The sequence below is a fragment of the Gordonia sp. 11cp genome (assembly GCF_057767225.1).
Window position 1 is genome coordinate 2,095,215 of the sequence record NZ_CM173437.1, and the last position, 25,456, is coordinate 2,120,670.

Consider the following 25,456-nt stretch of genomic DNA (forward strand, 5'->3'; position numbering starts at 1 on the left):
AATGTCAACCACAACCACACCAACCGGTCCCGCCTTGGGCCAGAGCGCATCCCGGCTGCGACACCAGGTGCAGTCGAGCCGGTCGCTCTCGGTGATCACGGTCACCGTCGGACTCTTCGTGCTCAGCGCGATCATCGCGCCGGGCAGCTTGTCCAGCAGTGCGATCGACTCCCTGCTGCCGTACGCGGGAATACTCGCGATCGCCGCCATCGGCCAGACGATCGTCGTCATGCTCAAGGGCATCGATCTGTCACTGCCCGGGATGATGACGCTGGGCGCCCTGGTCAGCAGCAAGTACGCCAACGACCACGGCAGCATCCTCACCGCGATCGCTGTCGTGGCCGTCATCGCGGTGGTCGTCGGCTGCCTCAACGGGTTCGTCGTCTCCGCGTTCTCGGTGTCGCCGCTGGTGGCCACGCTGGCGATGAATGCGGTTCTGCTCGGCGGTGCTCTCGCATACTCGGGCGGAACACCAACGCGCGCACCCGAATCCGTGTCGTCATTCGCGCTCGAGAAGTCACTGGGAGTCTCGAACACGGTGTGGCTCGCCCTCGGGCTGATGGTGCTGACCATGTTCGCGACCGGGCGCACGGCCTGGGGTCGACAGATCGTGTCGGTCGGAGCCAACGAGCGCGCAGCGTTCGTGGCAGGGGTGCGAACCTCCCGTATCAAGATCTCCGGGTACGTGGCCGCGGCGTTGTGCTACGCGGGTGCCGGTGTCCTGCTCGCGGGATACGTCAGCACGCCGAACACGGACGCCGGCAACAGCTATCTGCTTCCGGCGATCGCCGCGGTGGTGGTGGGTGGAACCGCGCTGACAGGTGGTCGCGGCAACATCCTCGGAACCGCGGTGGGCGCACTGTTCCTGAGCCAGCTCACCCAGTTGGTCTTCTCCCTCGGTGCGCCGTCCTCCACGCAGTACCTGGTGCAGGCCGCGGTGATCGCCGTCGCCGTTGCCGTCCAGCAGCAGGATGTCGGGACATTGGTGGCCAGGTTCTGGCCGCGTCGAACCGGGACGTCATCTGATCCCACACGCACACTGTCCAACGAGAAAGGTTGACTGTCATGGACATCGGCGTCGTTTTCTTCTTCACCGACCAGGGGCCCGACCCCGTCGAGTTCGCACAAGCGGCCGAGGCCTACGGGTTCGAATCCATCTTCGTGCCCGAGCACACGCACATCCCGATGTCTCGCCGAACGGAGTATCCGGTCGCCTACGGCGGGCCGGGCCTGCCCGATTTCTACCTACGCACCCACGATCAGATCGTCACCCTGTCGATGATGGCCGCCGGAACGACCTCGATCAAGCTCGGTACCGGGGTATGTCTGCTGGCGCAGCATGATCCGATCGCGAAGGCGAAGCAGTTCGCCACCCTCGACCACTTGTCCAAGGGGCGAGTCGTCTGCGGGGTGGGTTTCGGCTGGAACGTCGAGGAGGCCGAGGCGCATGGCGTCGAGTGGAAGAAGCGCTACTCCACTGTCCGGGACAAGCTCAAGGTGATGCAGGCCCTGTGGGAGCAGGACGAAGCGTCCTATACCGGCGACATCGCCTCGCTGGAACCGTCATGGGCATGGCCGAAACCCTTTGAGCGGCGGACGATCAGGACCTACCTGGGCGGTTCCGGACCGACGACGATGCGGGCCGCCGCACAGTGGGCCGACGCGTGGTACGTTGTCCCGCCACTCGGGGATCCGCTGCTGGAACAGAGCATCCCTCGACTCCGCCGAGCGGCCGAAGAGGTCGGTCGCGACCCCGAGTCGGTTGGGGTGGCGGTCGCATCCGCGCCACCTGACCCCGCGGTTCTCGAGAAGTACCGTGCGCAAGGCGTCGAACGCGCAGTGCTGTGGGTCGACCCCGCCGCCAGTCCGGCCGAGGGGATGCGCAACCTCGACAACGTGTCCAAGGTCCTCGCCCAGCTGGGCTGAAACCGGCGAATCAACCGACTTCGACTGAGCCAACGAACATCGCAACAACAGGAGGCGCAACCATGACCACCACTCAGACCGTCGACATCACCGAACTCGCCGAACGCCTCGGCCGTCTGGAGGACATCCGGGCAATCGAAGATCTCAAGTATCGATACGCCGGCTTCTGTGACAACGGATACGACCCCGAGGGAATCGCAAGTCTCTTCGCCGCCGACGGCCGTTGGGTCGTCGACGGTGAAGGGGGATCGATGGTGGGCCACGAAGAGATCAAGGCCCACTTCGGGGCGCTCTCGGAGAGGATCTCGTGGGCGTTGCACTACATGATCGCCCCGCGGATCGAGATCGCCGAGGATCGTCAGACGGCAACCGGTTACTTCTACCTCCTGTGCCTCTGCACAATCGAATCCGCGGACGACCCGGACGAGAAGGATGCGGTCATCCTGACGATCAACTACACCGACCAGTTCGTGAAACAAGACGGCAAGTGGCTGTTCCAGGAACTCCTCGGCAAGACCCACCAGGTGTCGAACTGGGAAGAGGGGTGGGTCAAGCAGCAGTTCCGCGAATGATGTTTCCGGACCGGCATCCCTGGCGAGCGACGCCCACCGGTGGCGCGCGACCCAGAGGTGGGCGGGTCAGCGAGGGAGGTCGGTCCGGATGCCCCCAGCCGAGCGGAGTCGAGCAATCACGCGGGTCCAGGCTCTGGTGCTCGCACTCGAACTCGAACGACACAGATTGTCGATATGCGCGCGGCTCGACAGACGGGCATGCCAGTCACGCGCCATATCCGGTGACCGCGCAGACCTCGCGGAGGTGGTCAAGCTGTTGGCCGCACTAGTCTCGACGTACGACCTACACGAGATGTATCCCTTTGACCTCAATGCCGCCGGTCGCCAGTCATAGGTCAACCTGGGCCGCGCCTGGCCCATAGGCGGGCGGAGCGACGCGGGCGTCGAAGGCGCCCAGGTTGTATTTGGTGACCTCGGCGAGTGCTGCCGAGTATCCCTCGACACCGTAGGGGCGGGCCCGAAATGCCCAGGTTTCGCGGTTGGCCTGGCCTGTTGGTGCGTCCATTGCGGTGCGCATGATGTCGTCGAACTGCGCCTTGTCGCCGTTGGTGCACAGGTCGAGCAACTGCTCGGGGATACCCAAGGGCGTGGCCGAAACCGTACGGGAAGAGTTCGATCCGAACCTATCTGGGCGGCTCCGGTCCGACTACCATGCGGGCCGCGAATGATGCTGCAGTACCGGCATTCCTGGCGAGCGACGCCCAATCGGCGGCCGCACGACGCAGAGGCGGGCGGGTACTCGATGACGATCCATCGAATACCCGCCCGCTTTGTCGTGCGCGGGGAACGACTCGACCGATGGTGTTCTCGCCGCGATTGAGACGCGGACAACACCAACTCTTGCCTATGGCGGCGACCACTCTTACACTGCGGGTGTCAAAACGTTTAACCACTCGACCGGGATCACGCCGGTGAGAGTTCGCAGTCTGATGAGGAGTCCCCACGATGAAGACGAACGCCGCCGTGATGTGGCAGCCCACAGGCAACTTCGAGATCACCGAGCTCGAGCTGGATCCGCCGAAGGAGGGCGAGGTCCTCGTCCGATACGACCACGCCGGCCTCTGCCATTCGGATGAACACCTGCGACACGGGGACGTGCAGATCGACCCGCCGATTGTCGGCGGGCACGAGGGCTCGGGCGTCGTCGAGGAAGTCGGGCCCGGCGTCCGCCACATCAACCCCGGGGACCACTTCATCACGTCCTGGATGCCGCACTGCGGGCGCTGCCGGTTCTGCTTCATGGGCAAGTCGAACCTGTGCGACAACGGGGCATTCCTCATGCAGGGCACCATGCTCGACGGCACCCAACGTCTGCACGCTCGAGGTACGGGTATGGGTGGGGTGGATCTCCTCGGAACGTTCTCGCAGTGGAACGTCATCCCGGAATCCGCGGTCGTGGTGGTCGACGACGATGTGCCCCTCGACGTCGTGGCGATCGCCGCGTGCGGCGTGCCCACCGGGTGGGGGTCGGCGGTCTATGCGGCCGACGCCAGGCCGGGCGACGTGGTGGTCGTCTATGGGGTGGGCGGAATCGGGATCAACTCGGTACAGGGCGCAGCGCATGCGGGCGCGGAGATCGTGGTCGCGGTCGACCCGGTTGCCTTCAAGCGCGAGAAGGCACTCGAACTCGGCGCCACCCACGCTTTCGAAACCGCGATCGAGGCACATGATTTCGTCTGGTCCGAAACCCGCGGGCAGGGTGCGGACTCGTGCATCGTAACGGTGAGTCTCGTCGAACCCCAGGTGGTCTCCGACGCATTCGCGCTGATACGCAAGGGCGGTGTGGTGGTCGTCACCGCGCTGGCGAATCCGGCGACCAACCTCGTGATTCCCAGCCTCGAACTCACCCTCTACGAGAAGCGACTCGTCGGATGCCTTTTCGGGTCGGGATCACCCCATGCCGACATCCGGAAGATCGTGCGGCTCTATCAGGAGGGCAAGCTCCGGCTCGATGAGCTAATCACCAACCGGTATCCGCTGAAAGAGGTCAACCAGGGGTACGACGACCTCCTCGCCGGCAAGAACATCCGCGGCGTCCTCGACATCGACCACTGATCGACCAGCCGTCCCCAAGCACTGACATCCACATTCAACTGCCACACAGCAACTTACGGAGTCCACCATGGCAATCGACGTCGACAAGCCAGAATTCGGCGACCTACCACCGGCCGAGGCGACGCAGAGTCGTCGCGCGACCTTCGCCGGGTACATCGGCAGCACGCTCGAGTACTACGACTTCTTCATCTATGCGGCCGCGGCGACGCTTGTCTTCGACAAGGTCTTCTTCGCGGGCGCAGGCGATTACTCTCTCCTCGTGTCTCTGGGCACCCTGGGGGTTTCGTGGCTCATCCGTCCGGTGGGCGCCCTGCTCTGGGGACACTTCGGTGACAAGTTGTCGAGGAAGCAGATCCTGGTCTGGACGCTCCTGCTGATGGGCGGTGCGACCTTCGTTATCGGGTTCATCCCCTCCTACGAATCCATCGGCGTCACAGCGCCCATCCTGCTGACTCTCATGCTGATGCTCCAGGGCCTCTCCGCCGCCGGCGAGACCGCCGGCGCGAGCAGTCTCGTAGTCGAGGCGTCCGGAGACAAGGGGCGGGCGTTCAACTCCAGCTGGATTCAGACCGGCAATCTGACCGGCTTCATTCTTGCCACCCTGGTATTCATCCCGGTCTCCGCCCTGCCCGAAGAGGACCTCTTGACCTGGGGCTGGCGCATTCCGTTCTACCTGAGTCTGGTGCTCATCGTCGCGGCGTTCATCATCCGAATCCGCCTCGACGAGCCCGAGGTCTTCGAACAGGACCGCAAGAGCGATCCGCGGTCGCGACGCTCGCCGCTGCGAGACCTCTTCGCGAATCACAAGGCCGATGTCGCTCGAGTGAGCGCACTGGGGCTGTTCCAGGGAACCCACATCATGGTCACGGTTTTCGGACTCGCCTATGCCACCGACCTCGCCGGGGTGTCGGAAACATTGATGCTGACCATCTTGCTTGTCGTCAGTGCGGTCTCCCTGGCCACGGTGCCGCTCGGTGGTTGGCTGTCGGACAGGTACGGGCGCAAGCGGGTCTTCGGCATCGGCGCGATCGGGTGCATCGTCGCGTTCGCGCTCTACATGTGGACGTTGGCGATGGGGCAGGAGCTGTGGATCGTCGTCACTGCCGTCCTGGTCTACAGCGTGACCTACAGCATCGGCAACGGCAGCACCATGGCCCTGTTCGCCGAACAGTTCCCGGTTAACGTCCGCTACAGCGGTCTGGCGATCAGCATGCAGATTTCCGGCCTGGTGTACGGCTTCGGCCCGTCGATCGCCCTGTGGCTCGTCAGCAACGACGCCTCGAAGTGGCCGCTCGCGGTGCTGGTGGAGATCGTGCTCTGTGGCGTCGCGGTAGTCGCATGTGCTCGATCCAGGGAAGCCGCTTGGATGCCCATCGCCGCGATCGGGCACCAGCACGAGAACGCTGCTGCTCCGGTGCGCGTCGGCCCCTGAGCCCCGCGCACCTCGAGGGGCCGGCCGTATCCGCTGCGATACGGCCGGTCCCCGTCGTGTTGCCTCATCGTCGGCGACTACCCTGGCTTCAGGTCACGGCAGGTTGACGACCGACTCGGACGAGGACTGACTCTTTATGGAACGTCGGGTGAGCATCCGCGATGTCGCGGCACGCACGGGTGTCTCGGTGGCGACGGTGTCGCAGATACTCAACGGCAAGCGACTCGAGCGCTACAGCCAGGCGACCCGCAAACTCGTCGAGGAGTCGGCCAAGGAGATCGGCTATCAACCGAATTCGCTCGCCCGCGGTCTACGGATGCAACAGTCCGGGGTCATCGGGATGGTGAGCAATCAGATCGTCACCACGCCCTACGCCGGAAAGATCGTGCTGGGAGCGCAGTATGCCGCGCAGCGCGCCGACCACGTCCTCATGGTCGTGAACAGCGAGGGCGACGCCGCCACCGAGGAACGCGCGATCCGTTCTCTGTTGCGCCACCAGGTCGACGCCGTCCTGTATGCATCGCTGGTGAAGGAAAGCGTTGAGGTACCGGCGATCCTCGACGACCAGCTGACCGCTGTCGTGCACGGTCATCCGACGGTGTCGAGGCATTCCGAGGTGCAGTCAGACGAACGGTCGGGCGCGGCCGGCGCGGTCCGGCGCCTACTCGATGCCGGGCACCGTCGTATCGGCTTCGTCACCACGACTCAGGATCTCGTCGCCGCTGATGCCCGACGAGCCGGATACGAGGATGCGCTCGCTGGATACGGGGTGACTCACGACCCGGACCTCATCGCCGCGAGCGAGACGAACCCGGCTGGGGCGCGCGAGTCTGCCCGGCGGCTTCTCAGCCGGCCGGATCGGCCGACGGCGATCTTCTGCTTCAGCGATCACATGGCGATGGGTGTGTACCAGGCGGCGGCGAACCTCGGCCTGCACATCCCGGGTGACCTGTCGATCATCGGGTTCGGTGATCTCGAATTGATCTCTGCGGGACTGCTTCCGACACTGACCACGGTGGCCATCCCGTACTTCCAGATGGGGCAGAGTGCAGTCGAAATGGTCATCGACAGAGTCGGCGCCCCGCTTGAACCCGGGACGCCGACCCATCGCGTGCTTCCGTGCGAACTCGTCGAACGCGGTTCGGTCGCCGGTCCGGCATCGTGACGAAGGCGCCGGCGGTCCCGTCATCCGACGAACGCGCCACCGTTCGCCGAGACCACCTGACCGGTCATGAAGGAACTGGCGCCTGAGACCAGGAACTCGATCACCTCGGCGATTTCACCCGGATCACCCAGTCGGCCCATCGGATTGGCGCTCTTGAGGGTATCCCGGTTCGCCGCGCCGAACTCCAGGAGCATCTCGGTGTCGATGGCGCCGGGCGCAACCGAGTTGATCCGGATCCCGCGTTGGGCGAGGGGAGTGGACAACGAGCGGGTCAGGCCGACGACGCCCGCCTTGGACGCGGCATAGGCGGGCGAGGCGAAACGGGAGGAAGTCTGGGCCGCGAGCGAAGACACCGTCACGATGGACCCGCCCTCGACGAGGGCCTCGGCCGCGGCCGACACGACGTGGAAAGTCCCGGTCAAATTGACGTCCAACACGCGGTGCCACTCGTCGCTGTCGGTGGCTTCGAGGGGACTCGTGCCGACGATTCCAGCACAGTGCACGCAGCCGCGGAGTGAACCCGCTGCGGCCGTGGACGCGAGCGTGAACATCGAGTCCACACTTCGGCGTTCGGTGACATCGGTCGTCACCGTAGCGACCACGGTGCCTCTGGGGAGTTCGGAGGCGACCTTCTCCAGCCTCACGTCGTCGCGGTCCGCGAGGACGACTCCGTAACCGGCGTTGGCGAGCACATGCGCTGCTGCGCAGCCGATTCCGCGAGCCGCGCCGGTCACGACGATCGTCTGTTCAATCATTGGCCTCTCCTCGAGGTGTTTTCGGTCGTGCGGGGTGGGTTGTCAGGGTGTTCGATGCGGTCGCGGACCAGACCCAGCCACGACGACAACTCCCGCGCATCGATGAGTCGAGCGTCGGCTCGCGCAGTCACGACCGTGACCCGGCGAATGCCGATCGCGCCGTCCACGGCGATCACACGGTCTGTCGTCGCGCCGGCCGCGACCGCGATCACGGTGTCCTCAGGCCGTTCTGGCACAACCCAGTTCGCGCCGCGACGGTCGACACCGATGGTGCTCACCGGTGCTTCGGAATCTCGTCGCCTGACGGAGAACGGGATCCCGCGTCGTCGCATGCCGGCAGCGAAGTCCGGGCCCATCCGGACGGCCCATGCCGCGCGCACGGCCGATTCGATCGCCTCGGTCAGGCCCGTGGGCGGAATGTCCGCCCGATCATCTGGCGCGAGACGTTCGACGACGACATCGATCTGCGCGATGGTGTCCGTCGCGAGGACATTGGGGGCATGTGCTTTGTCTGCGTCGTCGTCTGTCCTGGTCGCGTCGAGAGCCAGTTCGACGTCTCGCCGGACGACTCTGCCTCCCGGTCCCGTCCCGAGGATCTCGCCGATGTCCAGACCACCCTCCCGCGCGATACGCCGGGCAAGCGGCGAGCAGGGACGCCGGGCGGGTCTCGAGCGATGTGCCGTGTCGAGGTCGGACGTCATGACTGTCCGCCCGGCGATGCCAGCCCCATGTGCTTGCGCAGGGCCTCGACCACCTCTTCTCGTCGAGCCACGGCGGCTCGTTCCAATCGCCGGGAGATCGTCGGTGACGCCTCTCCGCCGGCGACACGCATGACAGGGTGGTCGAGGTGATCGAAGAGGCGTCGTTGGATCTCGTCCGAAAGCCAGCCTCCGTAACCGGCCGGCGCCGAGCCCTGCTCGACGATGAGCACACGTCCGGTTTTCGCAACGCTCCGTTCAATGGTCGCCCAGTCGAGGCTGGCACGGTCGAGCCACCGGAGGTCGATCACGTCGGCACCGACTTCCGCTTCGTCGACGGCCGCGAGCGCCTCGTCGACCATGTTGAGGTAGGTGATGATCGTGACGTCGTCGCCTGTCCGCGCGAGCCGAGCACGGCCGGGCAAGAGGTGATGATCGATGCGACCGTCGAACAGATGTCGCGTCAGATAGAGCTCGGTCTGCTCGAGGACCAGAACGGGGTCGTTCATGGCCAGCGCCGTGTTGAACAGACCGGCATAGTCAGAGGGATTCGACGGTGCCACGATGCGCCACCCCGGGAACATCGCGAAGAGTCCCGCCGGGTCCATCGAGTGTTGTGACCCGTATCCGGAACCGATGCCGACCTTCGCGCGGACGACCACCGGCATCTCGACATTCCCGCCGAACATGTGTCGTGCCTTGCCGACCTGGTTGAAGACCTGATCGGCGGCGACGAGCACGAAGTCGGCGAACATGAACTCCACGACCGGCCGGTAGGTGCCCAGCATGGCGAGACCACCGGCCACGCCGGTGAAGCAGTTCTCACTGATGGGGGTGGCGACCACCCGGTCGGCATGTTTCTCGACCAATCCGCTTGTGGCGCCGTTGGTCCCACCGTTCAGGCGGTGGATGTCCTCGCCCAGCAGCACGACCCGCTGATCGGAGTCCAGGGCGCGGCCGAGAGTCTTGGCCACCACGTCGACGAAGGTCACGTCGTCGGCCTCGCCGGTACTCTCATCCTGCTCCTGGTGTTCGAGGTCCGCCAGCTCGCGGAGGTCGCTACGGATGTGATCGTCCACCCGCTCGGCATCGGGCCAGAACCGCTCGGCGATCACGCGGCGGTCGTCGGGGTCCAGCTCGATGAACTGCTCGACGATGTCCGTGCACGCCTGGTTGATCGCCGACTCGAACGCGCGCGCTGCGGACTCGTCGCAGAGACCACGGGCCACGACGTGAGTCCTGGCCTGTACGAGCGGGTCTCGTTCCTTCCAGGCACGTTCCTCACCCCGGGATCGGTACCCGAAGGCACTACCGGCGAAGACTCCGCTCTGGTGGTAGAAGCGATAGACGTCCGCTTCGATCAGGGTGGGCCCGCCGCCGGATGCCATGTGCTGTCGCGCCTCGCGCGTGGTGAGGTAGACCGACACCGGATCCATGCCGTCGACCTTCCAGGACGGTATGCCGAATGCCTGGCCCCGCGCGGACAACCTGCTCTCGGCCGTGACCTCGTCGATGTGGGTTGCCACCGCGTACAGATTGTTCTCGATGAACAGGCACAGGGGTAGTTTCCAGGCGCCCGCGAGATTCATCGTCTCGAGTGCCGACCCGATGTTCGCCGCGCCATCGCCGAAGTAGGAGACGGTCACCGACTCGACATCGGGTCCGCCGGCGTCCAGTTTCTGACTCCAAGCGCTTCCCGCCGCGAGCGGAATCCCCCCACCGACGATGGCATTGGTCCCGAGCGCACCCGCCTCGATCCATTGCAGGTGCATGGAGCCGCCACGACCGAAGCTGAAACCATCACGGAGACCGAGAATCTCGCCATAGCTCCGTCGAAGCAGCTCCGTGACGGACTCGTCGAGTCGGCCGGAAACCTCGATCTGTGTGCCGCGAGACCTCAGGTAGGCCAGACACTTGGCGAGGAACTGGTGATGTCCTCGGTGCGTGCCGTTCACCTTGTCATCCGCGCCCAGCGCTAGGGCAGATCCGACCGCGCCGCCCTCCTGGCCGATACTCGAGTGCATCGGTCCATGCACGAGTCCTTCGGACGCGAGCTTGATAAGCGAGCGCTCGAATCCTCTGATGACGGTGATGTGCGCGTACATCGACCACAGCAGTTCGGAGTCGACAAGGGCGACGTCTTCGGGGTCACTGCTCACCTGGAGCCACGGTGTGTCGTGCCGCAGATCGGTCTTACGCATGGGCAGTCTCCGTTTCGGGCTTCCGGGTGGCCGTGGGCGTACTCGACGAACGCGCGAACAGACACCCGATGGTCGCGGTCCCGGCCAGCACCGCCTGCACGCAGAGGGCGAGAATCCAGGCCTGAGGGTCGGACCCGACCAGGGCGATGGCCACCGAGGGTGCGAATCCGAACACGAGCCCCGAGATCTGCAGCGACACCGCCAGTCCGCTGTACCGCACCTGCGTGTCGAACTGTGCCGCGAAGAACGCCATCGTGCTGCCGTTGCCGATGCTGTAGACGAGCGCGTAGGCGACGATGGCGCACAGCGCGATGAGAACGCTGCTGCCGGTGGTGAAGGACCAGAGGTACAGCGCCACCGCCGGAATGCTGAGGATGGACCCGTAGAGGAAAACCGGCTTGTATCCGACGCGGTCGGCCAGCCACCCGCCGAACGGCACAGTCAGCAGCGCGATCGCGCTGACGAGAACGAGCGTCCACAAGACGCCGCTGTTGGCCAAACCGACGACTTTCGTCGCGTACGCCAGGCCAAAGACGGTGATCATCGTGTGCGTGCCCTGGAACAGGCCCATCGCGGCCAGAACGAGGATGGCCGACTTGTGCTGACCGAAAAGCTCGCGCAACGGTGACGAACGACGTTCGCCCAGTTGGGCTTTGACCTCGGCGAACTCTTCCGGCTCATCGAGTCCGCGCCGGATCACGAAGCCCAGGATGATGAGACCGAAGCTGAGGAGGAAGGGGATTCGCCAGCCCCAGGTCATCAGCGCGGAGTCGGGCAGCAGCGCAATCGGGACGAAGACCAGGTTCGCCAGGATGAAGCCGGACAGGTTGCCGGACTGGATCCAGCTGGCGTTGAGCGCACGGTTCTTCTGGCCGGAACTCTCGACCACCAGACTCACCGCGCCCGCAGTCTCACCCGCGGCGGAGATGCCCTGCACGATGCGCATGAGCAGCAACAGGATCGGAGCGGCGATACCGATCGAGTCGTACGACGGTATGAGTCCGATCGCCAGCGTGGCCACTCCCATCATGAGAAGTGTGAGTACGAGGACCTGTTTACGTGACATCTTGTCGCCAAAGTGGCCCCACAGGAGCGCTCCGAAAGGGCGTGCGACATAGGCGATCCCGAACGAACCGAGCGAGAGGACCAAGGACAGGTCGCCGGCTGCCGGGAAGAACACGGTGTCGAAGACCAACGCGGCTGCCGACGCGTAGATGAAGTAGTCGTAGTACTCGAGCATGCTGCCGAAGTACGCGGCGAGTGTCGCCCGCCTCGCCTGCCGCTTGGGTGGCAGATGGCGGGGAGGCGACACAGTGTCGCCCGTACTGGTGTCGAACATGTTCGCCTCACAGTCTGGTTAAACGTTTTGACAACCGTACGGCGTGACGTGCGTCATGGCAACTGTCGATTGTGGCTGCTTCCGCAGCCGTCATCCGGCCGGCGACATCGTTGCGACAGAGGATGCTCTCGGCGATGGAGGGGGTTGCGTGCGTCGGGCGTCGGTGGAATCCGCCCACGGCGCGTTCGATCCGGTTAGGTGCCAGATGGTGCGGTCAGCGCCCGGCGAGCGGATTGTCCGCAGTCGCGCCGGGGCCGGGGTGAACGCGCAGTTCGCCGACCGCGATCAGCTCCCCACACCCCGAGCACGTGGGCTCGACGGTCATCGTGTGTCCGCACGAGTGCGTCGAGACCACCGGGGCGCCGTCCGTCGCGGTCCATTTGTCGCCCCACTGACGCAGAGCGGCCAGAACCGTCCACAGGTCCCGCCCCTTGTCGGTGAGGCGGTAGTCGTGGCGCACCGGATTGTCCTGGTACGGCACCTTCTTCATGACGCCGTGCTCCACGAGCGTGTCGAGCCGCTGGGCCAGCACGTTGCGTGCGATGCCGAGCCGTGACGAGAACTCATCGAACCGCGTCACGCCGAACATCGCGTCCCGGACGATGAGCAACGTCCACCATTCGCCGACGATCTCCAGCGTCTGGGCGATCGAGCAGTTCATGTCGGCGAACGAGGCGCGGCGCATGAGTCGAGCGTAGTGGGTTGCGTGATGCAACTCAACCTGCTTGCATGAGTTGCGTGAAGCAACTCAGCAGGCAGGACGCGGCCGACGACGGTCTGTCGGACAGCTTCGGCGCGAGCCCGACCGGGGACGGCCGATGGTCGGCGACCATCGATCCGACCTGGTGGGGATGGTCGGGTCCGCACGGCGGCGTCATCGCCGCCCTGGCCGTGCGGGTCGCCGCCGAGGCGGCACCGGAGGGGTCGGTGCGCGCGCTGGATCTGCGATTCGTGGGCAAGCCCGACGGCGGGGAGCTGATCCTGACCCCGTCGGTTCGGGAGGTGGGTCGACACACGCGGGTCGTCGACGTCGAGGTCACGCAGGCCGGTGTCGAGATCGCGACGGCGGCGATCACCGCGGGGCGTGTCGGAGAATCAGGGTCCGCGGACGTCATCGACCGGATCTCGGGCGTCCCCGGTCCGGAAGGATTGGACGCCTTCATGATTCCGCCGGAGATAGTCCCGATGGGTGCGCAACTGGACCTGCGGCCGGTCGACGGTCCGCTGCCTCTCACCGGCGCGAGCGAAGCGTGGATGCGCGCCTGGATCACCACGCGGACGCCGATGGCCGTCGATGCGGCATACCTCGCGCTCTTGGCCGACTGCCTGCCGCCCGCGGTGTTCCCGACTCTCACCGCACCACTGGCACTTCCGACGGTCGCCTTCTCCATGCACGTGACCGCACCGTTGGACGATCCCACGCCGGCGCCGGTGCTCGTCCACACGCGAAACACCTCGACCTCCGGCGGGTGGTCGGTCGACGACACCACCCTGCGCGACCGCGGCGGCCGGCTCCTGGCGTCCGCACGCCAGAGCCGACGCGTCATCGGATGGCCGGCCCGATGACCGTCACACCCGAAGCATCGAATGCGCAGGCTGAGGGCACCGGTCTCGCTCGTCCCGGCGTCGTCCTGCTCATCCTGTCCGGGGCCGCATTCATGGCCAGCCTTGACGTCTTCATCGTGAACGTCGCCTTCGACGACATCGGTGCGGATTTCCCCGACGCGACCCTGTCGCAGATGTCGTGGATTCTCAACGCGTACGCGATTCTGTATGCGGCGCTGCTGGTTCCGGCCGGGCGGATCGTCGATCGCTATGGCCGCAAGGGCGGCTTCCTTCTCGGACTCGCGATCTTCACCGCGGCCAGTGCCGCATGCGCTGCGGCGCAGGGGGTCTGGTGGCTCGTCGCGTTTCGTGCGGTCCAGGCCCTCGGGGCGGCGATACTCACCCCGGCCAGCCTGGGCCTGGTGGTCTCGACCATTCCGCCGGAGCGTCGTGCCCGGTCGGTTCGCATCTGGGCGGCGACGGGGGCGCTCGCGGCTGCCTTCGGTCCGGCAGTGGGTGGGTTGCTCGTCGAGGCGTCGTGGCGCTGGGTCTTCCTGGTGAACATCCCGGTGGGCGTCGCTGCGCTGATCGCAGGCGCACTGGTCCTGTCCCGCTCACGGAACGAATCCGCGAGTGGCTTCCCCGACGCGCTCGGCGCGGCGCTGCTGGTGATCGCCGTGGGCGCACTCACCCTGGGCCTGGTGCAGGGCAGCGAATGGGGATGGACGGACATCCGCATCACGGGGGCCTGGGTGGTCTCAGCGGTCTCGTTGGCCGGTTTCGTCGTCAGTTCGGCACACCATTCCGAACCCGTGATCTCACCCGCCCTGCTGCGCGTCCGCGCGTTCTCGATGGCGAACGTGACGATGGTGCTGTTCTCGATCCCGTTCGCCGGTGCCCTTCTCGCCAACATCCTCTGGTTGCAACAGATCTGGGACTTCTCGCCGATCGAGACAGGTCTGGCGGTCTCGACCGGACCGCTCATGGTGCCGATCTTCGCGGCGGTGTCCCACCGGCTCAGCGCGCGGATCTCGGTGGGGGTCCTGGTCGCGATCGGGTGCGCGCTCTTCGCGATCGGCATCGCGCTCGTCGCGTTGTCGGTCGACGCCACACCGGATTTCGTCACCGAGTTCCTGCCCGGCTGGCTGATCGGCGGCATCGGCGTGGGATTCGCGCTCCCGTCCATCTTGTCGTCGGCCACTGCCGACCTGCCTGCCGATCAGGCGGCAACCGGCAGCGCAGTGGTCAACATGAGCCGCCAGATCGGTATGTCACTCGGCGTCAGCCTCCTCGTCGCGATCATCGGTACCTCGGTCGTCTACGACGATGTGCACGACGCCTTCGTGACCGCGTGGTGGGTCCTGACCGGAACCGCTGTGGTGGGCGCGATCTCGGCGCTGGGGATGACCCCCGCGACATCAACCCACCGCCCCATGATCCGAAAGAACCGACCCCACTGCTCCGTGATCCGAAAGAAGGGTCCCATCTCTGCTCCCTGATCCGAAAGAAGGGCCCACCTCTGCTCCCTGATCCGAAAGTACCGACCCCCACTGCTCCCTGAGGTGCGAGGAGCGATAGACGGTATGAGGGCCTTGGGGCCGAAGGCCTCAAGCTGCAAACACATCGTGGGTTGCTGCTGCTGAGTTCACACTCGGCGGTAGCACCACATTGCAGATCAGGAGGCCTCCGGTGATTGTTCAGGGTACAAGTGTCGGATTGGATGTTCACGCACGTTCGGTGGTCGCTCACGCCATCGATGAGGACAGCGGCAACGTGATTCGGGAGACGTTGGTTCCCGATGCGGCGACCATCGTGAGCTGGCTTCACAGCTTGGCTCCGCCTGTGCGGGTTGCCTACGAGGCCGGTCCGACGGGTTTCGGATTGGCTCGGGCGATCACTGCGGCCGGGATGGAGTGTGTGGTTGCCGCGCCCTCGAAGCTGCAACGGCCAGCCGGGGACCGCGTCAAGACCGATGCCCGAGACGCTGCGCACCTGGCGAAGTTGCTGCGCCTGGGCGAGGTAGTCGCGGTCGGTGTGCCCGAGGAGGGTACCGAAGCGGCCCGTGATCTGGTCCGCGCCCGCGAGGACGCTCGCAGCGACCTGATGCGGGCGCGGCATCGATTGTCCAAACTGCTTCTGCGCCAGGGGATCGTCTACTCCGGCGGGAAACCCTGGACCGGTGTTCATCAACAGTGGCTGCAGCGTCAACGTTTCGAGCTGCCGCTGTTGCAAGCCGCCTTCGACAACGACCTGGACGCGGTGTTGAGCGTGACCGCACGCCGAGACCGCCTCGATGAGCTGATCGAACAGACCGCGGCCACCGATCCGTGGCGGGCTGTGGTCACCCGATTGTCATGTCTGCGGGGTGTGTCGACGCTGACCGCGTTCGCTCTGACCGTCGAGATCGGCGACTGGTCGAGGTTCAGTGGCGCCACGATCGGCCCCTACGCCGGGTTGGTGCCCTCGGAATACTCGACCGGCGGTACCCGCAGTCAGGGATCGATCACCAAGGCCGGGAACGCCCACGTGCGGCGGTTGCTGGTCGAGGCGGCCTGGCAACACCGGCGGCCCTACGGCACGCCCGGACAGACCATGCGCCGTCGGTGGGAGGCCGCCTCACCCTCGGCCCGCGCCCGTGGCCATGCCGGCAACCGACGGCTACACAAGCGTTGGCAACAATTCGACCGCCGCAGCAAACATCCCTGCGTGGCCAACACCGCGATCGCTCGTGAGCTCGCCGGCTGGTGCTGGTCGCTGGCGGTGCTCGACGACTAACCAGCACTGACACACAATCTTGGCCACCCGCCGCGACTGCGCTGTGGTGAACAGGGAACGAATCCACGGCGTCGCTATGTGCGCCAGCACCTCTGGGTGCACGGTACGCACGCTTACATAGACCCGTCGGTCAGCGTTTTCATCTCCTGTCGAACACCGTTGAGCGGTAACCAACCCGCGTATATCAGTCCGACAACACCGTCGCGAGTAACGACCACCACACACCGCGGCGGGTGGCCAACCCCCACTACAGCCCCCTAGCAAGGAGGCCAACTCGCCATGGAACTTGACAAAGCAGCACTACATATCAGCGACGAGCCTCGAAGGGCCTGGTGACGCAGGTTCCGAGCCCTTCGAGGCTCGCTTCGCTCGCACCTCAGGGGGCAGGGGAGGTCTGCTCGCATCGCACCTCGGGGGGCAGGAGGGGTCTGCTCGCTTCGCTCGCATTTCAGGGGCAGGGGAGGTCTGCTCAGGGGCGGGTGAACCGCTCCCGGCGTCCGAGGCCGCGGAGGCGTACCCACTCGGCGAAGCCCTTCGGATCACGTTGCTGCACAAGGAAGAACCAGCCGAACCGGGCGTACTCCTGGGGCAGCAGCCTACGGAGTCCGGGCTGACTCATCAGGTAGCCGCGGTTGCGGTAGGTGAAGAAGCGTTTGGTCGCGTTGTCGGGGTACTGCGTGTGCATGCGCCCGCCCAGGATCGGCCGGAACTCCGCCGATCCGTCCGGGTGGAGGTAGCCGGCGCGCAGGCACGTACCGAACTTCACACCTGAGCGCACCAGGCGGCGGTGCACCTCGACCTCGTCGCCGCGGAAGAACAGTCGCAGGTCCGGCACACCGACCTGCTCGAGGCAATGCGCGGAGAACAGCGCACCGTTGAACAGTGAGGCGATACCCGGCAGCAAGTCATCGTCTTGGGTCTCGCCGTCGGTGACACGTGACCCGCTCGCTTCGCTCCCGGCGTCGGTGAAGAGCTCCGACCGCTTCCGCCTCCACACGAGTCCACGTCGTAGCGGGAAGGCGAGGGTGTCCGGGTCGTCGAGGTTGGCGACGACGGGGGACACCTCGTCGAGATCGTGCCGTGCGGCGCAGTCGAGCAGCGTCGAAAGCACCGTCGGACCGTCGGGGCGTCCGTCGTCGTCGGCGCACCAGACCCAGTCGGCACCGAGGGCGAGTGCGTGCAGCATGCCCAGGGCGAAACCGCCGGCGCCGCCGAGGTTGCGCTGTGAGCCGAGGTAGGTCGTCGGAACAGGTTGTGTGGCAACGAGTGCGGCGACCTCGGGTTCGTTCGCGTTGTCGACGACGACCAGGTGATCGACGGGCCGGTCCTGGCCGGCGACGACGGCCAGCGACTCGGCCAGCAGCTCGACGCGACGGTGGGTGACCACCACCGCGATCACCGTGGGAGCGCCGCTGCCGTCGCTCACTCGGCCGGTCCAGCGGTGTTCGTGTCTCGACGATCGGACTTCTCGAGGTCGGCGATCACCCTGCGGACGTGCGCGGCGGCGTCGGGACCCTCATATGCGCCGACGACCTCTTCGATCCCGCCTTCCATGCGGATCTGGCCGTGGTCGATCCACAGGGCGCGGTCGCACAGCTGGGCCAGGAATTCGTTGGAATGGCTGGCGAAGACCAGGATTCCGGACCGTTCGACGAGTGCCTGGAGACGGCCGCGTGCCTTGCGCATGAAGTCGGCGTCGACGGCGCCGATGCCCTCGTCGAGGATGAGGATTTCCGGATCGATGGAGGTCACCACGCCGAGTGCGATGCGCACGCGCATGCCGGTGGAGTAGGTGCGCAACGGCATCTGCAGATAGTCGCCGAGCTCCGTGAACTCCGCGATGTCGTCGATCTTCTTGAGCATCTCCTTGCGGGTCATGCCCAGGAACATGCCGCGGATGATGATGTTCTCGTAGCCGGAGATCTCCGGATCCATGCCGATGCCGAGGTCGAAGACCGGCGCGACGCGGCCGTGCACACGACAGGCGCCGCGGGTGGGCTCGTAGATGCCCGACAGCAGGCGCAGCAGCGTCGACTTGCCGGCGCCGTTGTGGCCGACCAGGCCGACACGGTCGCCGTGTTTGAGGTGCAGGTTGATGTCCTTGAGGGCCTCGACGACCACCACGTTCGACTCCGTGGAGCCGATCACGCCGCCCGCCGCGCCGATCACCGACTTCTTGAGCGAACGCGTCTTGGCGTCGAAGATCGGGAAGTCCACGCACGCGTCCCACGTGTCCACACGGACCCGCTCGTCGCCGAGATCGTTGTTTCTGGCCATCGAATCCGTCCCTACACCCAGTAGGCCACGCGGGCCCGGTAGTTGCGCAACACCAGCATGGCCAGCACCCAGCCCACGGCGGTGCAGCCCAAGACGACGGCCCAGTGGTAGAACTCCACCGGCTCGCCCAGCAGCGGCCCGCGCGCGATCTCGAGATAGTGGAACATCGGATTCAGCTCGACGAGCTTCAGCCTTGACGACGCCTCGCCGGTCGCGTTGCCGAGGCTCTGCGTCGTCCAGATGATCGGTGTCATGAAGAACACCAGCTGCACCGCGGTGGTGAGGAGCTGGCCGATGTCGCGGAAACGGGTCGACAGGATCCCGAAGACGATCGTCACCCAGACCGAGTTGAGCACGTACAGCGCGAGGGCCGGGATGATCAGCGACACGGTCCAGTTGAGCGGCGGCGGGAAGATCAGGAACAGGATGACGATGATGACGACGTTGTGCGCGAAGATGATCAGCGCTCGCCACACCACCCGGTAGACGTGCACGCTCACCGGGGCAGGGAGCTGTTTGATCAGGCCCTCGTTCTTCGAGAAGACCTCCGAGCCCTCGAGGATCGAACTCTGGATGAAGTTCCAGAAGATGAAACCGAGTGCCACGTACGGCAGGAACACGGTGATGTCCATGCCGAACAGTTCGCCGTACAGCAGGCCCATCGCGATGGCGGTCACACCGGTCGCGATGACGATCCACAGCGGTCCCAGCACCGAACGGCGGTAACGCTGCTTGATGTCCTGCCAGCCGAGATGGAACCACAGCTCGCGGCTTGCGAACCCGTCGCGGAGGTCCTTGACCGCGCGCGCGAAGCTGCGCGAATCGGAACCCTGTGGACGCGCGGGGATCGCGTCGTCGTCTACTACCGCTGACACGAGGAGTCAGCGTACCCGTCCGCACATCCGTTGCTCCCCGCTGGTTGAGCAGGTGCCCCTCTGCCAGCAGGTGACGAGCGGAGCGAGGAGCCGTGCCTGCTCCCGCTGGCTGAGCAGGTGACGAGCGAAGCGAGGAGCCGTGTCGAAGCCACCGCCCCCGCCCGCCGATCTCAGAGGTACTGCCCGGGTCCCGGGGAGTGGCCCGGTCCGCCGCCCGCGGCCGGCATCCCGGGCGGGAGCGCACCCTGGCGCATCTGCTCGAGCTGAGCGCGCGCGGCCATCTGCTGGGCGAACAGCGCGGTCTGGATGCCGTGGAACAGGCCCTCCAGCCAGCCGACGAGCTGCGCCTGGGCGATCCTCAGTTCCGCGTCCGACGGGGTCGCGTCGTCGGAGAAGGGCAGTGCCAGCCGTTCGAGTTCTTCGCGTAGTTCCGGGGCGAGACCTTCCTCGAGCTCCCGGATCGACGATTCGTGGATCTCACGGAGCCGGTTGCGCGACGCGTCGTCGAGCGGAGCGGCGCGCACCTCCTCGAGCAGCTGCTTGATCATCGTGCCGATGCGCATGACCTTTGCCGGCTGCTCGACCATGTCGGCGAGGCTGGTCGACTCCGATGCGTCGTCGTCACCGCCCTGCGGGTGGGAGCCGGCCCCGACGACGATCACGTTGTCGGAGTCCCCGGCCGAGCCGAATGGTCCTGAGGTCGGGCCAGGTCCTGGAGTGCCTTCGATAGCCATGCGCTCCATTGTGCCCGGACACCGCAAAACCGCCGATGGCCGACGTCTATCCTCGTGGCCATGCCTTTCGACGTCGCCTATGTGCGTGGATTGATTCCATCGCTCGGCGACGGGTGGATCCACCTCGACCCGCAGGCCGGGATGCAGATTCCCGACTCGGTCGCGACCGCGGTGACCACCAGTTTTCGTTCTCTGTCCGCTGCCCCGGGCGGCGTCTATCCGTCGGCTCGGGCGAGTGCAGAGGTGGTCGACGGTGCACGTCGGGCGATCGCCGACCTCGTCGGCGGTGACGCCGCGGGAGTGGTCCTGGGGCCGTCGCGATACGCGCTGCTGTCCGGCCTCGCGGAGGCGCTGGCGCCGCACGCGTGGTTGCGGGGCGACGTCGTCGTCACACGACAGGACGACGAACCGAACATCGTGCCCTGGCTCCGCGCCGCGGATCGTTACGGTGGCCGCGTCCGCTGGGCCGAGGTCGACGTCGAGACCGGAGGGCTCCCGGCGTGGCAGTTCGGGGATCTCGTCACGCCCGACACCGAGGTCGTCGCGGTGACCCTCGCGTCGTCGACGACGGGCGCGATCACCGACATCAGCGAGATCGCGCCCCTGGTCCGCGAAGCGGGAGCCCTGCTGGTGGTCGACGCCACGAACGCGGCGCCCTATCTCAGCCTGGACATCCACGACCTGGGTGCCGACGTGCTGGTCGTCTCGGCCGAGCGCTGGGGTGGTCCGCGGATGGCGGCCATGGCTTTTCGTGAACCGCACCTGATCGAGCGGTTGAAGCTGATGGCGATGGACCCGGCCGCGCGCGGACCCGCCCGGCTCGAACCCGAACCCCACCAGGGCGCGATGCTCGCGGGGCTCGTCGCATCGGTGGAACATCTCGCCGGGCTGGACGAGGCCGGGATCGGCAAGCGCCGCCGCCGCCTCGTCACCTCGATGGACGGCGTCTACGAATACCTCCAGCGTCTCACCTACTACCTGGTGACGACGCTGTCCCAGCTCAACCATGTGAATCTGGTCGGCAGCGAGGAGAATCGGATTCCGCTGGCGAGCTTCACCGTCGAGTCGGTGGGTGCCGACAAAGTGGTCCGACGCCTGGCCGACAACGGTGTCTGCGCCCTCGCCGACCTCCCCAACCGCGCGCTGGTACGCATGGGCGCGCCCGACTTCGGCGGTGCCGTGACGGTGGGGCTCGCCCCGTACTCGACGCCGTATGAGGTGGATCACCTGGTGCGCACGCTGGGATCACTGGCCTGAGAGTTCACCGCCACCGTGGCGATATTCACTATGGTGTTGTTTGAGTTAACGACAATGTATGTTGTCATGCTGTGTCGGCAAAAACGATTGATGGTCCAGAAAAGGGCCCGCCCCGGTCACTCACCACTGCGGAGGCCGAGACCTGGATGAACCTCGTCAACGGCGGTTGGGCCCTGTTCGCCCGCGTCAACGACGAGTTCGCGAAACGGGGACTCTCGGTATCCGACCTACGCGTCCTCGAGGCCGTGTGCACCAACCGGCAGTTGGGCGTCAGCGAGGTCGCCGACGCCGTGCACATGCGCATCAGCACGGTGTCCCGCATGATCGGCCGCCTCAGCGACGACGGACACATCGACCGTTTCGAGTCGAAGGCCGACGGCCGGCATCGACTGGTACGGCTGACCGATCAGGGCCGGCGCGCACTCGCCGACCACGTGAGTGTCCGCGACCAGGTGATCCGGCGCTTCGTCGTCGACGCGCTGACGCCGGAGGAGTTCACGGCGCTCGGTGTCGCGTTCGGCAAGATCGGGGAGGCCGTCCGCGTCGCGGAACCACCCGCATCGGACTGAGCCGCACCCGATCAGTCCCCGACGCTGAGCAGAACCTTTCCGATCACGTCACCGCTGTTGAGATGGTCGTGCGCGGCGGCGGCGTCGGCGAGTGGGAACACGCGGTCGACGACGGGGACGACGGTCCCGGCTTCGATCAGCGGCCAGGTCCGGGTCAGCGTCGACGCCACGACCTCGGCCTTGCCGCCGGGGCCGTGCACGGGCCGGGCGCGCAGCGTCGTGCCCATCACGGACAGGCGCTTGGCCAGCAGATGCCCGAGGTTGATCTCGGTCGTCGTGCCGCCCTGCATGCCGATGATCACGAGGCGCCCGTCGGTGCGGAGCGCCTTCAGATTCGACTTCAAGTACTTGGCGCCGATGATGTCGAGGATGACGTCGGCTCCTCCGGCGTCTTTGAGAACCTCGGCGAAGTCCTGGCTCGAGTAATCGATGAGGATGTCGGCGCCGAACTCGCGGCAGCGCTCGAGCTTGTCCTGGGTGCGGGCGGTCACCGCAACCCGTGCGCCCATCGCATGGGCGATCTGGGTGGCGTGGGTGCCGATGCCGCTGGAGCCGCCATGGACGAGCAGGAGCTCGCCGGTGGTCAGGCGAGCGGTGTCGAAGATGTTCGACGACACGGTGCAGGCCACCTCCGGCAGTGCCGCGGCCGACACCAGGTCGACGCCCTTGGGCACCGCCAGCAGCTGCTCGGCCGGAACCGCCACCTTCTCCGCGTAACCGCCGCCCGCGAGCAGCGCACACACCTCGTCGCCCTCCGACCAGCCGCTGACCCCGTCGCCGAGCGCCGAGATCCTCCCCGAGACCTCCAGGCCGAGGGTGTCCGACGCCCCGGGCGGTGGGGGATAGTTGCCCGCTCGCTGCAGGATGTCGGCGCGGTTCACGCCGGCCGCGACCACATCGATCACGACCTCGCCGCTTGCGGGAGTCGGGTCGGGCACATCGGAGAGGGACAGGTTCTCGGATTCGACGACGATGGCTTTCACCTCTTCGATGGTGTCACAGCGCACGCGAGTGCCAGGTGAGGTCCGGTTCGACGCCCGGTGTGTAACCTTGCTCGTCAGGGAAGCGTGGCAGAGCGGCCGAATGCACTCGCCTTGAAAGCGAGCGTGGGTAAAACCACCGGGGGTTCAAATCCCTCCGCTTCCGCCCGAGACCCCCACCTGTCACGCCGGGTGGGGGCTTTTTCGTGAACCGCCGAGACCACGGAAGGCAGGAGACATGGGCACCGGTGGTTTCACCGTTGCGTCGTTCAACGTCAACGGGATCCGGGCCGCGCGTCGTCGGGGCTTCGACGCCTGGCTTGCCGGACGGCAGCCCGACGTGGTCGGACTGCAGGAACTCCGGTGTGGCATCGACGACGTCGGCGACTTCGACGGCTATCACGCCTCGATCGACGTCGGCACCATCGCGGGACGAAACGGCGTCGCAGTGCTCACCCGACGCGAGCCGGCCGCGGTGCGCACCTGGCTGACCCATCCGCCGAAGGCCCGCGGACTGCCCGCCTTCGCTCACGAAGGCCGCTACATCGAGGTCGACCTGGCCGATCGTCCGCTGACCGTCGCCAACATCTATCTGCCCAAGGGTGGGCTCCCGGCCGAGTTGCAGCGCCCCGGTTCGCTGCGTGAAGCACCCGACGGGGGCGCCAAACACGCACGCAAGCAACGGTTTCTGGTCGGGTTCACCCGTGAGCTGGCGCGCAACCGGCTCGCCGCTCGCCGTGCCGGCCGGGAGTTCCTCCTCCTCGGTGACCTCAATGTTGCGCACCTCGAGCATGACGTCACCAACTGGCGCGCGGCCCGCAAGATGGAGGGCTTCCTGCCCGAGGAACGCGCCTGGTTCGGCGAGATCACCGGTCCACGCCGGCTGGTGGACGTCGTCCGCGCGCTACACGGCGACCGCCCCGGGCCGCTCACCTGGTGGAGCTGGGCGGGGGAGTCGTTCGTGAAGGACGTCGGGTGGCGAATCGATCACCAGCTGGCCACGCCCGCACTTGCCCGGCGGGCGCGGGCCGTGACGGTCGACAAAGAAGCGGCGCCGGACGTCCGGCTGTCCGATCACGCCCCGCTGGTTGTCGAGTACGCCGAGCTGTGATCCGGGGCTCCCGCGTCCCTGATCGATGGTGGTCGCCGGGTGGCTTCGACTCGGCGCCTCGCTGGCGCTCGGTGCCGGCTCAACCAGCAGGAGGGTGGCGTCAGCCGGCGGTGGGTGCGGTTCAACCAGCGTGGTGCGGTGCCGGCTCAACTAGCGGGAGGGCGATTCACCCGACCGTCAGCACCGCTCGGAGGTACTCCCACTCCATCCGTCCGTCGGTGAGATAGCGGTCGGCGTGGGTGGCGATCGCGGCGTCGAGCTCGCCGGCGCGCGCGGGATCGTCGCCGATGTTGCGGTACGCCATGATGGTCGGTCCGTAGTGGGCCTTGAAGAACTCGCGGAACGCCGCGCCGTCGTCGAACTCGCTGATCTCGACGGTCTCGGTGACGAACTCGTGTCCGGTGACACCGGAACCGAACAGCGACCGCACGTGGTCGGCGTCGCCCCAGAGCGGGCCCGGCTGCGCACCGGGCGGTGGTGGCGGGGCGTAGGGCTTCATGACCGCGAACAGTTCGCCGATGAATCCCGTTGGCGTCCAGTTGATCAGGCCGATCCGTCCGCCGGGGCGCACGACGCGGACGAGCTCGTCGGCACACCTCTGGTGATTCGGGGCGAACATGACGCCCACACAGGACGTCGCGATGTCGAAGTCGTTGTCGTCGAACGGGAGATCTTCGGCGTCGGCGGTACGCCACGTGATCGGCAGATCGCGGTGTCGGGCTTCTCCCACGGCCAGGAGTTCGGGTGTGAGGTCGCTGGCGACGACGTGCCCGCCGGCTTCGGCCGCGGGTACGGCCACATTTCCCGCGCCGGCGGCGACGTCGAGGACCTTGTCCCCGGCAGTGATGTGCAGAGCGTCGACGAGGCGACGCCCCAGCGGGGCGATCAGGTCGGCGACGGCCGGATAGTCGCCGGAGGCCCACAGTTTGCGGTGGCGGGCCTTGATCTCGGCGTCGAACGGGGCGGGTTGCGTCGTGGTCATGATGAGAATCCCTCGAGTCGTCGGGTGGATGTCCGCGATCGGACACAACGAGCATCCGACGAAGTCCGGTTCGCCCTCCAGACCAAGATCTGTACCGGCGGCAGTTCACTTTCTGTACTGGTCATCGGCCGACGTCGGGTGTGTACTGGATCGAGGAGGTTTCGACGCGGCGCCTCGCTTCGCTCGGGGCCGGCTCAACCAGCATGAG

Annotated in this window: 24 protein-coding genes and 1 tRNA gene; 13 read left to right on the forward strand and 12 right to left on the reverse strand. The window is 66.4% G+C overall.

Going from position 1 to position 25,456, the window contains the following annotated elements; translation table 11 throughout:
• The first annotated feature begins 1 nt into the window (after position 1).
• From AC3B6C_RS09200 to AC3B6C_RS09210, 3 genes are all read left to right on the forward strand, one after another.
• The gene (locus tag AC3B6C_RS09200; protein ID WP_488375786.1) at positions 2–1,060 is read left to right on the forward strand and encodes an ABC transporter permease; all 1,059 of its coding nucleotides are present in this window, start codon (positions 2–4) and stop codon (positions 1,058–1,060) included.
• A 5-nt stretch (positions 1,061–1,065) separates the two neighbouring features.
• The gene (locus tag AC3B6C_RS09205; protein ID WP_488375787.1) at positions 1,066–1,926 is read left to right on the forward strand and encodes an LLM class F420-dependent oxidoreductase; all 861 of its coding nucleotides are present in this window, start codon (positions 1,066–1,068) and stop codon (positions 1,924–1,926) included.
• Positions 1,927–1,988: 62 nt separating this feature from the next.
• On the forward strand, positions 1,989–2,498 hold the full coding sequence (locus AC3B6C_RS09210; RefSeq protein WP_488375788.1) for a nuclear transport factor 2 family protein: 510 nt from the start codon (positions 1,989–1,991) through the stop codon (positions 2,496–2,498).
• Between the two features lie 328 nt (positions 2,499–2,826).
• Here AC3B6C_RS09210 and AC3B6C_RS09215 read toward each other — a convergent pair whose 3' ends face one another.
• On the reverse strand, positions 2,827–3,081 hold the full coding sequence (locus tag AC3B6C_RS09215) for a hypothetical protein (protein WP_488375789.1): 255 nt from the start codon (positions 3,079–3,081) through the stop codon (positions 2,827–2,829).
• A gap of 362 nt (positions 3,082–3,443) precedes the next feature.
• Here AC3B6C_RS09215 and AC3B6C_RS09220 point away from each other — a divergent pair, with 362 nt between their 5' ends.
• The 3 genes from AC3B6C_RS09220 to AC3B6C_RS09230 all read left to right on the forward strand — a co-directional run bounded on the left by AC3B6C_RS09220 (position 3,444) and on the right by AC3B6C_RS09230 (position 7,150).
• On the forward strand, positions 3,444–4,553 hold the full coding sequence (locus AC3B6C_RS09220; RefSeq protein ID WP_488375790.1) for an NDMA-dependent alcohol dehydrogenase: 1,110 nt from the start codon (positions 3,444–3,446) through the stop codon (positions 4,551–4,553).
• Positions 4,554–4,620: 67 nt separating this feature from the next.
• Complete coding sequence (locus AC3B6C_RS09225) at positions 4,621–5,985, forward strand: MFS transporter (protein ID WP_488375791.1); 1,365 nt, start codon at positions 4,621–4,623, stop codon at positions 5,983–5,985.
• Between the two features lie 148 nt (positions 5,986–6,133).
• Positions 6,134–7,150 carry a LacI family DNA-binding transcriptional regulator gene (locus AC3B6C_RS09230; RefSeq protein ID WP_488375792.1) on the forward strand — a complete coding sequence of 339 codons (1,017 nt, stop codon included), beginning with the start codon at positions 6,134–6,136 and terminating at the stop codon, positions 7,148–7,150.
• Positions 7,151–7,170: 20 nt separating this feature from the next.
• Here the strand turns inward: AC3B6C_RS09230 and AC3B6C_RS09235 are convergent, their stop codons facing one another.
• The 5 genes from AC3B6C_RS09235 to AC3B6C_RS09255 all read right to left on the reverse strand — a co-directional run bounded on the left by AC3B6C_RS09235 (position 7,171) and on the right by AC3B6C_RS09255 (position 12,828).
• Complete coding sequence (locus tag AC3B6C_RS09235; RefSeq protein WP_488375793.1) at positions 7,171–7,905, reverse strand: SDR family NAD(P)-dependent oxidoreductase; 735 nt, start codon at positions 7,903–7,905, stop codon at positions 7,171–7,173.
• Positions 7,902–8,606: an E3 binding domain-containing protein gene (locus AC3B6C_RS09240; RefSeq protein ID WP_488375794.1), complete on the reverse strand. Its 705-nt coding sequence runs from the start codon at positions 8,604–8,606 to the stop codon at positions 7,902–7,904. Before AC3B6C_RS09240 ends, AC3B6C_RS09235 begins: the two co-directional genes overlap by 4 nt.
• Positions 8,603–10,804, reverse strand: coding sequence for an alpha-ketoacid dehydrogenase subunit alpha/beta (locus AC3B6C_RS09245; RefSeq protein WP_488375795.1), 2,202 nt, complete (start codon positions 10,802–10,804; stop codon positions 8,603–8,605). Before AC3B6C_RS09245 ends, AC3B6C_RS09240 begins: the two co-directional genes overlap by 4 nt.
• On the reverse strand, positions 10,797–12,143 hold the full coding sequence (locus tag AC3B6C_RS09250) for an MFS transporter (protein WP_488375796.1): 1,347 nt from the start codon (positions 12,141–12,143) through the stop codon (positions 10,797–10,799). Before AC3B6C_RS09250 ends, AC3B6C_RS09245 begins: the two co-directional genes overlap by 8 nt.
• Before the next feature lie 214 nt (positions 12,144–12,357).
• Positions 12,358–12,828 (reverse strand): winged helix-turn-helix transcriptional regulator, encoded by a 471-nt coding sequence (locus tag AC3B6C_RS09255; RefSeq protein WP_488375797.1) that lies wholly within the window; start codon positions 12,826–12,828, stop codon positions 12,358–12,360.
• A 53-nt stretch (positions 12,829–12,881) separates the two neighbouring features.
• On the opposite strand from AC3B6C_RS09255, the gene AC3B6C_RS09260 reads away from it, so the two are divergent.
• The 3 genes from AC3B6C_RS09260 to AC3B6C_RS09270 all read left to right on the forward strand — a co-directional run bounded on the left by AC3B6C_RS09260 (position 12,882) and on the right by AC3B6C_RS09270 (position 16,463).
• Positions 12,882–13,709: an acyl-CoA thioesterase gene (locus AC3B6C_RS09260; RefSeq protein WP_488376240.1), complete on the forward strand. Its 828-nt coding sequence runs from the start codon at positions 12,882–12,884 to the stop codon at positions 13,707–13,709.
• A complete protein-coding gene (locus AC3B6C_RS09265; RefSeq protein ID WP_488375798.1) occupies positions 13,706–15,187 on the forward strand; it encodes an MFS transporter in 1,482 nt (493 codons plus the stop codon). Before AC3B6C_RS09260 ends, AC3B6C_RS09265 begins: the two co-directional genes overlap by 4 nt.
• Before the next feature lie 190 nt (positions 15,188–15,377).
• On the forward strand, positions 15,378–16,463 hold the full coding sequence (locus tag AC3B6C_RS09270) for an IS110 family RNA-guided transposase (protein WP_488375799.1): 1,086 nt from the start codon (positions 15,378–15,380) through the stop codon (positions 16,461–16,463).
• A 469-nt stretch (positions 16,464–16,932) separates the two neighbouring features.
• Here the strand turns inward: AC3B6C_RS09270 and glfT1 are convergent, their stop codons facing one another.
• From glfT1 to AC3B6C_RS09290, 4 genes are all read right to left on the reverse strand, one after another.
• Positions 16,933–17,889 (reverse strand): galactofuranosyltransferase GlfT1, encoded by a 957-nt coding sequence (gene glfT1 / locus AC3B6C_RS09275; RefSeq protein WP_488375800.1) that lies wholly within the window; start codon positions 17,887–17,889, stop codon positions 16,933–16,935.
• Positions 17,886–18,740 (reverse strand): galactan export ABC transporter ATP-binding subunit Wzt/RfbE, encoded by an 855-nt coding sequence (gene wzt, locus AC3B6C_RS09280; protein ID WP_010843222.1) that lies wholly within the window; start codon positions 18,738–18,740, stop codon positions 17,886–17,888. Before wzt ends, glfT1 begins: the two co-directional genes overlap by 4 nt.
• 11 nt (positions 18,741–18,751) lie before the next feature.
• Positions 18,752–19,615: a galactan export ABC transporter permease subunit Wzm/RfbD gene (gene wzm, locus AC3B6C_RS09285; protein ID WP_010843223.1), complete on the reverse strand. Its 864-nt coding sequence runs from the start codon at positions 19,613–19,615 to the stop codon at positions 18,752–18,754.
• A gap of 170 nt (positions 19,616–19,785) precedes the next feature.
• Positions 19,786–20,349 (reverse strand): bacterial proteasome activator family protein, encoded by a 564-nt coding sequence (locus tag AC3B6C_RS09290; RefSeq protein WP_035717639.1) that lies wholly within the window; start codon positions 20,347–20,349, stop codon positions 19,786–19,788.
• A 60-nt stretch (positions 20,350–20,409) separates the two neighbouring features.
• On the opposite strand from AC3B6C_RS09290, the gene AC3B6C_RS09295 reads away from it, so the two are divergent.
• Together AC3B6C_RS09295 and AC3B6C_RS09300 are read left to right on the forward strand one after the other, a co-directional pair.
• Positions 20,410–21,606, forward strand: coding sequence for a cysteine desulfurase-like protein (locus AC3B6C_RS09295; protein WP_044505679.1), 1,197 nt, complete (start codon positions 20,410–20,412; stop codon positions 21,604–21,606).
• A 146-nt stretch (positions 21,607–21,752) separates the two neighbouring features.
• Complete coding sequence (locus AC3B6C_RS09300; protein ID WP_010843226.1) at positions 21,753–22,175, forward strand: MarR family winged helix-turn-helix transcriptional regulator; 423 nt, start codon at positions 21,753–21,755, stop codon at positions 22,173–22,175.
• Between the two features lie 11 nt (positions 22,176–22,186).
• Here AC3B6C_RS09300 and AC3B6C_RS09305 read toward each other — a convergent pair whose 3' ends face one another.
• Positions 22,187–23,158, reverse strand: a complete 972-nt coding sequence (locus tag AC3B6C_RS09305; protein WP_488375801.1) for an NAD(P)H-quinone oxidoreductase — start codon at positions 23,156–23,158, stop codon at positions 22,187–22,189.
• Between the two features lie 78 nt (positions 23,159–23,236).
• On the opposite strand from AC3B6C_RS09305, the gene AC3B6C_RS09310 reads away from it, so the two are divergent.
• Positions 23,237–23,321 (forward strand) — tRNA-Ser (locus AC3B6C_RS09310).
• 72 nt (positions 23,322–23,393) lie between these two features.
• Positions 23,394–24,266, forward strand: coding sequence for an exodeoxyribonuclease III (locus AC3B6C_RS09315; RefSeq protein WP_488375804.1), 873 nt, complete (start codon positions 23,394–23,396; stop codon positions 24,264–24,266).
• Between the two features lie 166 nt (positions 24,267–24,432).
• On the opposite strand, the gene AC3B6C_RS09320 is transcribed toward AC3B6C_RS09315, so the two are convergent.
• Positions 24,433–25,248 (reverse strand): class I SAM-dependent methyltransferase, encoded by an 816-nt coding sequence (locus AC3B6C_RS09320; RefSeq protein ID WP_010843230.1) that lies wholly within the window; start codon positions 25,246–25,248, stop codon positions 24,433–24,435.
• Positions 25,249–25,456: the final 208 nt, after the last annotated feature.

Coding starts and splice junctions, on each gene's coding strand:
- AC3B6C_RS09200 (WP_488375786.1), top strand. CDS start 2: ATGTCAACCACAACCACACCAACCGGTCCCGCCTTGGGCCAGAGCGCA.
- AC3B6C_RS09205 (WP_488375787.1), top strand. CDS start 1,066: ATGGACATCGGCGTCGTTTTCTTCTTCACCGACCAGGGGCCCGACCCC.
- AC3B6C_RS09210 (WP_488375788.1), top strand. CDS start 1,989: ATGACCACCACTCAGACCGTCGACATCACCGAACTCGCCGAACGCCTC.
- AC3B6C_RS09220 (WP_488375790.1), top strand. CDS start 3,444: ATGAAGACGAACGCCGCCGTGATGTGGCAGCCCACAGGCAACTTCGAG.
- AC3B6C_RS09225 (WP_488375791.1), top strand. CDS start 4,621: ATGGCAATCGACGTCGACAAGCCAGAATTCGGCGACCTACCACCGGCC.
- AC3B6C_RS09235 (WP_488375793.1), bottom strand. CDS start 7,905: ATGATTGAACAGACGATCGTCGTGACCGGCGCGGCTCGCGGAATCGGC.
- AC3B6C_RS09240 (WP_488375794.1), bottom strand. CDS start 8,606: ATGACGTCCGACCTCGACACGGCACATCGCTCGAGACCCGCCCGGCGT.
- AC3B6C_RS09245 (WP_488375795.1), bottom strand. CDS start 10,804: ATGCGTAAGACCGATCTGCGGCACGACACACCGTGGCTCCAGGTGAGC.
- AC3B6C_RS09250 (WP_488375796.1), bottom strand. CDS start 12,143: ATGTTCGACACCAGTACGGGCGACACTGTGTCGCCTCCCCGCCATCTG.
- AC3B6C_RS09255 (WP_488375797.1), bottom strand. CDS start 12,828: ATGCGCCGCGCCTCGTTCGCCGACATGAACTGCTCGATCGCCCAGACG.
- AC3B6C_RS09265 (WP_488375798.1), top strand. CDS start 13,706: ATGACCGTCACACCCGAAGCATCGAATGCGCAGGCTGAGGGCACCGGT.
- wzt (WP_010843222.1), bottom strand. CDS start 18,740: ATGGCCAGAAACAACGATCTCGGCGACGAGCGGGTCCGTGTGGACACG.
- AC3B6C_RS09290 (WP_035717639.1), bottom strand. CDS start 20,349: ATGGCTATCGAAGGCACTCCAGGACCTGGCCCGACCTCAGGACCATTC.
- AC3B6C_RS09295 (WP_044505679.1), top strand. CDS start 20,410: ATGCCTTTCGACGTCGCCTATGTGCGTGGATTGATTCCATCGCTCGGC.
- AC3B6C_RS09300 (WP_010843226.1), top strand. CDS start 21,753: ATGAACCTCGTCAACGGCGGTTGGGCCCTGTTCGCCCGCGTCAACGAC.
- AC3B6C_RS09315 (WP_488375804.1), top strand. CDS start 23,394: ATGGGCACCGGTGGTTTCACCGTTGCGTCGTTCAACGTCAACGGGATC.
- AC3B6C_RS09320 (WP_010843230.1), bottom strand. CDS start 25,248: ATGACCACGACGCAACCCGCCCCGTTCGACGCCGAGATCAAGGCCCGC.